This window comes from Pedobacter soli (assembly GCF_900101435.1).
Classification (GTDB): Bacteria; Bacteroidota; Bacteroidia; order Sphingobacteriales; family Sphingobacteriaceae; genus Pedobacter; species Pedobacter soli.
In genome coordinates this window covers 58383-67951 of the sequence record NZ_FMZH01000019.1, presented here as the reverse complement: position 1 = coordinate 67951, position 9569 = coordinate 58383, and the positions used below count along the sequence as shown (strand labels likewise).

9 protein-coding genes are annotated in these 9569 nt (G+C 38.5%); 3 read left to right on the top strand and 6 right to left on the bottom strand.

Annotated elements, in window-relative coordinates; translation table 11 throughout:
• Positions 1 to 59: 59 nt before the first annotated feature.
• Positions 60 to 923 (bottom strand): IS3 family transposase, encoded by an 864-nt coding sequence (locus BLR37_RS23900; RefSeq protein WP_244154749.1) that lies wholly within the window; start codon positions 921 to 923, stop codon positions 60 to 62.
• Positions 920 to 1210 (bottom strand): transposase, encoded by a 291-nt coding sequence (locus tag BLR37_RS23895; protein WP_090773085.1) that lies wholly within the window; start codon positions 1208 to 1210, stop codon positions 920 to 922. The genes BLR37_RS23900 and BLR37_RS23895 overlap by 4 nt, the downstream gene beginning before the upstream one ends.
• A 305-nt stretch (positions 1211 to 1515) precedes the next feature.
• On the opposite strand from BLR37_RS23895, the gene BLR37_RS23890 reads away from it, so the two are divergent.
• Complete coding sequence (locus BLR37_RS23890) at positions 1516 to 3735, top strand: NADP-dependent isocitrate dehydrogenase (protein ID WP_090773083.1); 2220 nt, start codon at positions 1516 to 1518, stop codon at positions 3733 to 3735.
• Between the two features lie 139 nt (positions 3736 to 3874).
• Here the strand turns inward: BLR37_RS23890 and BLR37_RS23885 are convergent, their stop codons facing one another.
• Complete coding sequence (locus BLR37_RS23885) at positions 3875 to 4291, bottom strand: SMI1/KNR4 family protein (protein ID WP_090773081.1); 417 nt, start codon at positions 4289 to 4291, stop codon at positions 3875 to 3877.
• A gap of 193 nt (positions 4292 to 4484) precedes the next feature.
• Between BLR37_RS23885 and BLR37_RS23880 the strand changes: the two genes are divergently transcribed.
• Positions 4485 to 4886 carry a hypothetical protein gene (locus BLR37_RS23880; protein ID WP_039478195.1) on the top strand — a complete coding sequence of 134 codons (402 nt, stop codon included), beginning with the start codon at positions 4485 to 4487 and terminating at the stop codon, positions 4884 to 4886.
• A 116-nt stretch (positions 4887 to 5002) separates the two neighbouring features.
• Here the strand turns inward: BLR37_RS23880 and BLR37_RS23875 are convergent, their stop codons facing one another.
• The 3 genes from BLR37_RS23875 to BLR37_RS23865 form a co-directional block, all read right to left on the bottom strand.
• The gene (locus tag BLR37_RS23875; protein WP_090773079.1) at positions 5003 to 6829 is read right to left on the bottom strand and encodes a DNA polymerase III subunit gamma/tau; all 1827 of its coding nucleotides are present in this window, start codon (positions 6827 to 6829) and stop codon (positions 5003 to 5005) included.
• A 111-nt stretch (positions 6830 to 6940) separates the two neighbouring features.
• Entirely contained in the window at positions 6941 to 7699 is a 759-nt protein-coding gene (locus BLR37_RS23870) for a DUF1570 domain-containing protein (RefSeq protein WP_090773077.1), read from the bottom strand.
• Positions 7700 to 7734: 35 nt separating this feature from the next.
• Positions 7735 to 8598: an AraC family transcriptional regulator gene (locus BLR37_RS23865; protein WP_090773075.1), complete on the bottom strand. Its 864-nt coding sequence runs from the start codon at positions 8596 to 8598 to the stop codon at positions 7735 to 7737.
• A gap of 181 nt (positions 8599 to 8779) precedes the next feature.
• Here BLR37_RS23865 and BLR37_RS23860 point away from each other — a divergent pair, with 181 nt between their 5' ends.
• Positions 8780 to 9373: a hypothetical protein gene (locus tag BLR37_RS23860; RefSeq protein ID WP_090773073.1), complete on the top strand. Its 594-nt coding sequence runs from the start codon at positions 8780 to 8782 to the stop codon at positions 9371 to 9373.
• The last annotated feature ends 196 nt before the right edge of the window (positions 9374 to 9569 follow it).

The following is a 9569-nucleotide window of genomic DNA, read 5'->3' as shown; positions in this document are numbered from 1 at the left end:
TTTTTTTTTGTCAGATATTTTTTTGAGATGCATTAATTTAGATTCCTTTTGGGTGCAAATTATGCGGCTCTTTTTTTGTTCATTGTGGTTTCTTCAACCTCTAAGGGAGTCAGATAACCCAATGATGAATGGATTCTTTTTCTGTTATACCAAATCTCTATGTATTCAAATACTGCCAAGTATGCCTGCTTTTTAGTTTTGAAATTTCTTTGGTAAACCATCTCAGTTTTCATGGTTTTAAAGAAACTCTCTGCAACTGCATTATCCCAACAATTCCCTTTTCTGCTCATGCTTTGAATTATTGGTAATCCCATCAACTGTTTCCTAAACTCTGAACAAGCATACTGAACCCCCTGATCAGAGTGGAATATTAGTTTATCCCCAATCCTCCTGTTTGCTTTTGCCATCTGAAATGCCCTAACCGTTGTGTTTTTGGCTTCCATATTATCACTTAGTGACCAGCCAACTACCTTTCTGTCCGCAAGGTCGATAACCGTTGTCAAGTAAACCCATCCGGATCCTGTGCGTATATAAGTAAGGTCTGAAACCCATTTTTCTCCTGGTCTTGCAGCCGAAAAATCTCTGTTAAGAACGTTTTCTGCCACAGGATGCATATGATCTGAGTCCGTTGTTTTTACCCATTTCTTACGTATAACACTTTGAATCCCTGCCTTCCGCATTATCCTGGCTACTCTTGGCCTGGAAGCTTGAATACCTTTTTCAGCAAGCTTAGCTGCAATTCTCGGGCTACCATAAATTTTCTTGCTTTCCTGGTGAATCTTACTGATTTCCTCTAGTAGCAAGGTGCTTTCAACTTGACGTTTTCCTTTGGGATATTTTAACCAATAATAGAAACCGCTGTTACTTACCCGAAATATCCTACACATCATTTCAACTGGAAATATTCTTCGGTGTTCATTTATAAATCCGAATATCTCCCGTCTCCCTTGGAAAAGATGCCGACAGCCTTTTTTAATATGTCACGTTCCATTTGAGCATCTTTTAGCTCTTTCTGTAGCTTTTTAATCAGTTTCTGATCTTCAGTCAATTCTGTCGCTCCCTGAAAGGACTCTGATTCCCGTTGTCTCCATTTACTCAAAAGAGTCTGGCTGATACCTAACTCATCAGCTACTTCTTTTACAGATCCTCTGCTGTAAGAAAGCTCTATAGCCATCTTTCTGAAGGATTCATCAAACACTCGTCTGCTCATATAATCAAATTTAAAAGTTTCTTTCTAAATCTGACGACTAAATCCCTCTAGTCAAATGTAGCAACTCCATAAATATAAAGATATGAGCAGGAGTGACTTTAAAAAATACGAATAACATTGCGCTCCAAAAACAACCTGCAATCTTATTATTTACTTTATGCAGTACAAACCTGCATGACAAATAACATTACGATGTTCCTTAATTCGACTGATTATTTTATCTTTAGGCGATTTTAAAAAGACTGGTCTGCAAATCTGTAAAATCGGTCAGATATTTAACCTTAATAAGCAAAATCAATATAAACATGTCAAATACATCAAAAATTATCTACACCAAAACCGATGAGGCGCCAATGTTGGCAACCTACTCACTTTTACCTATTGTACAAGCTTTTACCGCGTCAGCAGGTATTGATGTAGAAACCAGAGATATTTCTTTAGCAGGAAGAATTTTGGCCAACTTTCCTGAGTATTTAAAAGACGACCAAAAAATTGGTGATGCTTTAGCTGAGCTTGGTGCACTGGCCACCACTCCGGAAGCAAACATTATTAAATTACCTAACATCTCGGCTTCAATTCCGCAGCTGGTAGGTGCTATAACCGAGTTACAGGCACAAGGTTTCGCCGTGCCAAATTATCCTGATAACGCACAAAGCGAAGAAGAAAAAGCAATTAAAGCTAAATATGCAAAAGTTTTAGGTTCGGCAGTAAACCCGGTTTTACGCGAAGGTAACTCTGACCGCAGAGCACCTAAAGCGGTTAAAAATTATGCCAAACAAAACCCACACTCGATGGGTAAATGGTCTGCAGATTCAAAAACCAGAGTAGCCAGCATGACTGAAGGCGATTTTTACGGTTCAGAAAAATCGGTAACCATCGATGCTGCAAGCCAGTTTAAAATTGAGTTTGTAGCTGCTGATGGCGCCGTTACTGAATTAAAAGGTTTATCTCCATTAAAAGCAGGCGAGGTGATTGATAGCTCTGCTTTGAGTTTATCTGCCTTGAAAGCTTTTGTTGCCAAAGAAATTGCTGAAGCTAAAGCGGCTGGTGTATTATTATCAGCGCACTTAAAAGCAACCATGATGAAGGTTTCTGACCCGATTATTTTTGGTGCCATTGTAGAGGTTTACTTTGCCGATGTTTTTGCAAAATATGCCGATTTATTTAAAGAACTTAACATCGATACACGCAATGGTTTAGGCGACGTATACGCGAAAATTGCAGGCAATGCTAAACAGGCTGAAGTTGAAGCTGCGTTAGCGCAAGCGATTGAAAATGGTCCGGCATTGGCTATGGTTAACTCTGATAAAGGGATTACCAACCTGCACGTACCAAGTGATGTAATTGTAGATGCTTCAATGCCGGCTATGATCCGTACTTCGGGCCAGATGTGGAACAAAGAAGGCAAATCGCAAGATACCATTGCTTTAATTCCTGATCGTTGTTATGCTGGTGTTTATACTGCAACAATTGACGATTGTAAAGCACACGGCGCTTTTGATGTAACCACCATGGGTTCGGTACCTAACGTAGGTTTAATGGCACAAAAAGCTGAAGAATATGGTTCGCATGATAAAACTTTCCAGGCTACAGCAAGCGGAACAATCTGCGTAACGGATGCTGATGGCAAAGTATTTTTCGACCAAAAAGTTGAAAAAGGAGATATTTTCCGCATGTGCCAGACTAAAGATGCACCAATTCAGGATTGGGTTAAATTAGCAGTAACCAGAGCCCGTTTATCTGAAACTCCAGCTGTTTTCTGGTTAGATGAAAAAAGAGCACATGACAGAGAGATTATTGCTAAAGTAAATACCTATTTAAAAAATTACGATACTGCTGGTTTAGATATCCGCATTTTAGCACCTGTTGAAGCGACTAAATTTACCTTAGAACGTATCCGCAAAGGTGAGGATACCATTTCGGTTACCGGTAACGTATTACGTGATTATTTAACCGATCTTTTCCCGATTTTAGAACTGGGTACTTCGGCTAAAATGCTTTCTATTGTTCCATTAATGAACGGTGGTGGTTTGTTCGAAACCGGTGCTGGTGGTTCTGCCCCTAAGCACATAGAGCAGTTTATTGAAGAAGGTTACCTGCGTTGGGATTCACTAGGTGAGTTTTTAGCGCTTCAGGCTTCTTTAGAGCATTTATCGCAAACGCAAAACAATGCAAAAGCACAAGTTTTAGCCGATGCTTTAGATGAGGCCAATGCTAAATTCTTAGCTACTGATAAATCTCCAGGCAGAAAACTAGGTACCATTGATAATCGTGGCTCGCACTTCTACCTGGCTTTATATTGGGCTGAGGCTTTGGCAGCGCAAACTAAAGATGCTGAATTACAAGCCAGATTTGCACCATTGGCAAAAGCTTTAACTGAAAACGAAGCTAAAATCAACGAAGAGTTGATCGGTTCGCAAGGTAAGCCGCAGAATATTGGCGGTTATTATAATCCTAATGATGAACTGGCCAGCAAAGCGATGCGTCCTAGCGGAACATTAAATGCTGCTTTGGCATCGTTGTAAGCATTGTAAATAGCTAAAAACAAAGCTGTATCATAGTGTGAGTGTCATCCTGAGCCTGTCGAAGGACTTAGGTTACTCTTTATCACTTTATGATACAGCTTCTTTTGTTTAAAAGAGGATTGTAGCCGTAATAACAAGTTTATTCAAACCACACTCCCCATTTATCCAATCGTGTTAGGAAATCGGAAAATGATATGCCAATTTCGATATGATATTGTTTATCTAAATCTATAAATGGTGAAAGTACAACACGATATTGTTCATTTTCATCTCTTTCAATAGCAATAAATTCACCGCCACCGTTTCCTCCGATTGCCAATGTATTTGGTAAGTTTTCAAAGATACCATAACCAAGGTTTTGATCCAGTAACTCATCCAAATCCCATAGTATCACAAACTCTTTTCCAATGTTTATCTCAAATCCTGAATAGCTATTGAGATAATGTCTGTAATCCTGTGGTATTCGAAAATTTGTAATCCGTTCTATTTCGGCAATCGCTTCTGGTGATGGAATTGACCTTTTGGGCCAATTATATTTATGTAGTATTTCTTCCATTGTGGTTCAGCTTATTCTAAAATATAGAAAAGATGTATTGCTGGCAAATTAAAAATTTTTGTGAGCAGGCATCTAAAATTACCCGCTTTCCCAGTTATATGTTAATCAAATATTTTCAATATTGTGCAGGCATTCACAAACCAAAGTCCTGTCAATTTGTTATATTCATATTAAATTATAGGAGATTCATCACATGGCAAATAATAAACCTTCACGCGATAAACTGCACAGTACTACCGAAAATGGTGGCATTAATAAAGAAAATTTATCATACAATGAAAGTAAGCAGAGTTATGAACTTGATGTAAAAGGTACAGATGAAGACTACGATCACCCGATGGGTTACGAAACGGTTGCTGCAGGTGCCCGCGACGATGATTCTACTTATGATGAAGCCAACCCATACGTAGGCGACGAATACGCACGGAATGAAGAAATTGCAAACGATGATTTGGAGGAATTAGGTATGCACGTAGATAATGGTGAAAGTGTAAAACTAAGTGCTGAAGATGAGATTCTGGCCCGCACGCCTGAAGATAACCGCGATGATTTGGATGAAGAGGGTTATCCGGTTAATGATACGCCCCAAAAATAGTCAATAGCATACCGTCGGGAAGATGGTGATTTGACGAAACAATCATATAAATGGAAAAGCAGGGTTACATTCGGTGTAGTCCTGCTTTTGTTTTATGCCTTAATTTTAATTGCTTTTTATGGGTTGATATCCAGGTTAAATCTCCTGCGCAGCTCATCCAGTTTTGGGTTTTTGTTTACCAGGTAATCGTATTTTTCGCGGTTACCATACAACCTGTTTTCGAGCTTACGCTCTACCTGTTTATAAGTTACCAGTACCCCGAAATTTTTAAGCTCGTTTCTTAAGTAATTTAAAAGTTCAACAGATTCCTGCTGAATGAGGTGTTCCTGGGTTTTACTTTCTACTGAAATTTCAATCAGCTCGGGCTTTAAAAGTACCGGTGCAAAGTTGTTCAGGATGGTGAACAGGTTAATTTTATCGGCAGCTTTAAGAATTTGCACATAATTGCTCCATACTTCAAGCAAACGGTCATAACTAAAAACTTCGCGTGCTTCGCCGGTTATAGCTTTTGGCTTACCGTCGTCGTTGCTATCTGCATTTCGTTCAAAATCGTTTAGCGAAGGAATTAAGGTGCCCGCTGTTTTTTTGGGTATATTGATGCTGATTGAAGTAGCCGTAGGCATGCTTACAGGCCTTGGCGCTTCGCTCTGTGTATTTAAAGGTATACTGGGCGGAACTTCTGCCTTTGGGATATTTACTGTTGCCGGTGCTGCGTTTTCACTTTCTGCTTTTGGCTTTATGCTTTCGGCCTGCACTGCCTTTTCGGCTACGACATTAGTTTTTTTTTTATCCTGATCTCCGTCAGTTGCTGTGTTATTGGTGTTTAAAGGCTGTTGTGCTAAATTGACGACGGACCGGATATGGCACATTTTGATCAGTGCCAGCTCTACCTGTAAACGTTGGTTTTTAGAGTTTTTATAATTTAAGTCGCAAGTATTGGCCAAATTTAAGGCTGTTAGCAAGAATGACAATTCTGTTTGCCTGCACTGCTCTAAATATTTTTGTTTAATGTTTTCGCTTACCTCTAAAAGCTTAATGGTTGCATTGTCTTTACCTACTAGTAAATTACGGAAGTGACTTGCCAAACCATTGATGAAGTTGTTGCCATCAAAGCCATTGTTTAATATTTCATCAAACAGGAGCAGGGTTTGGCTAACTTCGGCAGCGGTTAAAAAAGAGGTAAGTTTAAAAAAGTAATCGTAATCTAAAATGTTAAGGTTGTCGATTACCGCTTTATAGGTAATGTTCTTATTGGCATAACTGGCAATCTGATCGAACATCGAAAGGGCATCGCGCAAACCTCCGTCAGCCTTTTGCGCAATAATGTGCAAACCATCACTTTCAAAAGCAATGTTTTCGCGGTTGGCAATGGTCGACAGGTGATTGGCAATATCTTCTACCTGGATCCGGTTGAAATCGAAAATCTGGCAACGCGATAAAATGGTTGGCAGGATTTTGTGTTTCTCGGTAGTAGCCAGAATAAAAATAGCATACGAAGGTGGTTCTTCCAAAGTTTTCAGAAAGGCATTAAATGCACTTTGCGATAACATGTGAACCTCATCAATGATATAGATCTTGTATTTTCCGGCTTGTGGCGGTATGCGCACCTGCTCAATTAAACTACGGATATCATCAACAGAGTTGTTTGATGCCGCATCGAGCTCGTGCACATTGAAAGAATGCCCGTTCTGAAAAGACTGGCAATTGTCGCAGGTACCACAGGCTTCCATATCGGCTGTAGGGTTAGTACAGTTAATGGTTTTGGCCAGGATACGCGCACAAGTAGTTTTACCCACACCCCGCGGACCGCAAAACAAAAATGCCTGGGCAAGCTGGTTGTTTTTGATGGCGTTTTTTAAAGTACCCGTAATGTGCTGCTGACCAACCACAGTTTCGAACGTGGCCGGGCGGTATTTACGGGCAGAAACAATAAAATTTTCCATCGGCACGAAAATAGGAATTTTTTATGAGTTGAGCCCTGAAGCAACTGGAATGTGGAAAAGTTATAAATTGTACATCAAAACCGTAAAAATCAAAATAATGAAATTAAACCGCTAGTGATGGTAGTTGTAAAATAGCTTATAGCTTTGTTCAAAGGATTCAAAACTGCCAAAAACCTGCGTTATGGCTTTTTCTGTATCGTAGCCCTGATTGGTAAGCCTGATGATTTGTTTTAAATTTTCGGTTCTTTTGCCCTTAATAAAAAAGTAAATCACACTGTAAGCGGTGTTATAATTGTCTTGTACCTCATGGCCATAAAATGAACCATTGTAAATGCCGAAGAATTTTTTTAACCGTTCGGCATCCTTTAAATCTATACCTGCTTTTATACTTTTAATACGGAAATCTTGCGGAGCAGCATATAAATTGCCTTCGCTATCAAAATCGAGTGTTTCGAAAAACTCTGCCAGTCCTTCATTTAGCCACCTTGGCGATTGCTTAAAATTAAACTGAAAAATACTGTGACTTGCCTCGTGTAAGGTAATGGCAATGAAATCGCGGTTTTTGTATACAAAAGCCTGGTTAATGTTGTCAATATAAAAGCCGTCGCTACTTGCTGGTGCATTATATTTTTTCTGCTCCAACCGGTAACCTTTGTTTTTGCCGTACAAGTTTATTTTTACCGGAGCGGTAATGTTCTCCCGGGTTTCGAAAATTTCGTTGCAAAACATGCGCTCGTAAGCAATTAGCTTTTCGATTTTCTTTTGCTCCGTATCGCTTATTTTGCAGTTTATGGTATTAATCTCCACATACTGGGCATAGGAGGCAAGACTAATCAAGTTAACCAATAAACATATCAAGCGCTTTTTCATATTGCAATATACCTTGTTTAAAGGTTATTTTGGGCTTATTTCATAATTGCTTTTAGCTCTTGTCTGTACTCCGATGCGCTTTTACCTGTAAACTCCTTAAACAGCTTATTAAAGTGACTAAAATTATTGAAACCGCTTTCGTAAGCAATATTGGCAATACTGATCGGTTTTTCGGCCAGCAGTTTTGAAGCGTGTACCACTCGATACTCGTTTACGAAGTGGGTAAAAGTTTTTTTAGTAATCTTTTTAAAATACCTGCAAAACGAAGGTACGGTCATACTCGACATTTCTGCAATATCATGCAAACTAATCGGTTCCTGGAAATGATCTTTCACAAAATTGAAGATCATGTTAATGCGGTCGTTATCCTGGACCTGCATTTCCATCGAAAAGCCCCTGGCATTTAAAATTTTATAATCCCTGGCGTTTTCGAGTACCTTTAATACATATAATAAGGATAGCAAGCGCTCAAAAGGAGGCTGGTCATCCATCATTTCTATTTTGTCGCCGATCAGGGCCTTGGTTTGGTTGCCAAATGCAATACCACCTTTTGCTTTATCGAACAATTCCTGTATGCCTTTTGTCTCCTGCAGGCTTAAAAAACCGGTGCCCAAAAAATCGGGTTTCATCTGGATTACGGTTTCATTTTTATTACCGGTATTGGTATCGGTAAAGCCGCAATGAGGCAAATTACTACCAATTAAAATCAAATCGCCTTCGGTATAATAAGAAACGTGACTACCAATTTGCCTTTTACCTGTACCGCCGTTTACAAAAACCATTTCAATCTCAGGATGGTAATGCCAAAGGTGCGCCATGTTATTTTCGTTGGCAATGTATTTCGAGTAATAAAAAGAGCTGCCGAAAGAGGGCTCTACTACTTCAAAACTTGGCTTCATGTTGATTAATTTTATATGCTAAAATAGGTTAAAAATATGTTAAATTATGTGTTTTACCGAAATATGACTGAATTAGGGGTAATATAGCATAGATATTGGCCAATATGCAATCGTCTGGGAATTTAAGCTTTGCCTACCTTAGTACCATCATAAAGTAATTAACTCTTTAAAATATTTGGTTATGAAAAAGTTCTTAAAAATCGGTTTAATAGCAGCGTTATTTTTTACTGCTACGGGTGTACACGCTAACGATGATGATTTTACTTTAAAAGTAAAAGGTGAAAAAGAAAAGTTTATCCGTTTTTCTGCAGATAAAGCAGAAGATCTAAATTTATCATTAGTAGGTGCTGATGATGAAGTATTGTTCGAAGAAACCATTCATGCTTCTGCTACAACAAGCAAAGTATATGATTTAAACGCACTTCCTGACGGAAAATATGTGCTAAAGGTAGAATCGGAAGCTAAACTTGCAAAATATAATGTAGTAATTGAAAATGGTGAGGCAATTGTTTCTGAGCCAAAAATTGCTAACGTTTTTAAACCAGTTTATACTAAAACTGATGAAGTGGTTACCCTGAGCTTAAACAACCTGGATAAAAGCCCGATCGAAGTAAAAGTTTACAACGAATATAACGATGAGGTTTATGCAGAATCGTTTAAAGACAAAGCACAGTTAACTAAGAAATTCAACATCAGTAAAACAGATTCAAGATCGTTAACTTTCGTAGTAAAGTTTAAAGATGAGAGTTTTGTTAAAACGATCGAAACTTACTAAAAACTAACAGCTAATTGATTAGGGAGATTGTCGGATAGATAATCTCCCTTTTTTGTTTGCAGTAAAAGGGTAGATGTAAGACGGAAGATGTAGCTTTTCGTTATTATCTTCCATTTGTCATTTCCCATTTTACATTATTCATTAATATATTCTGATTAATCGTTTGATTTTAAGAAATATATTGTTACTTTTGCAT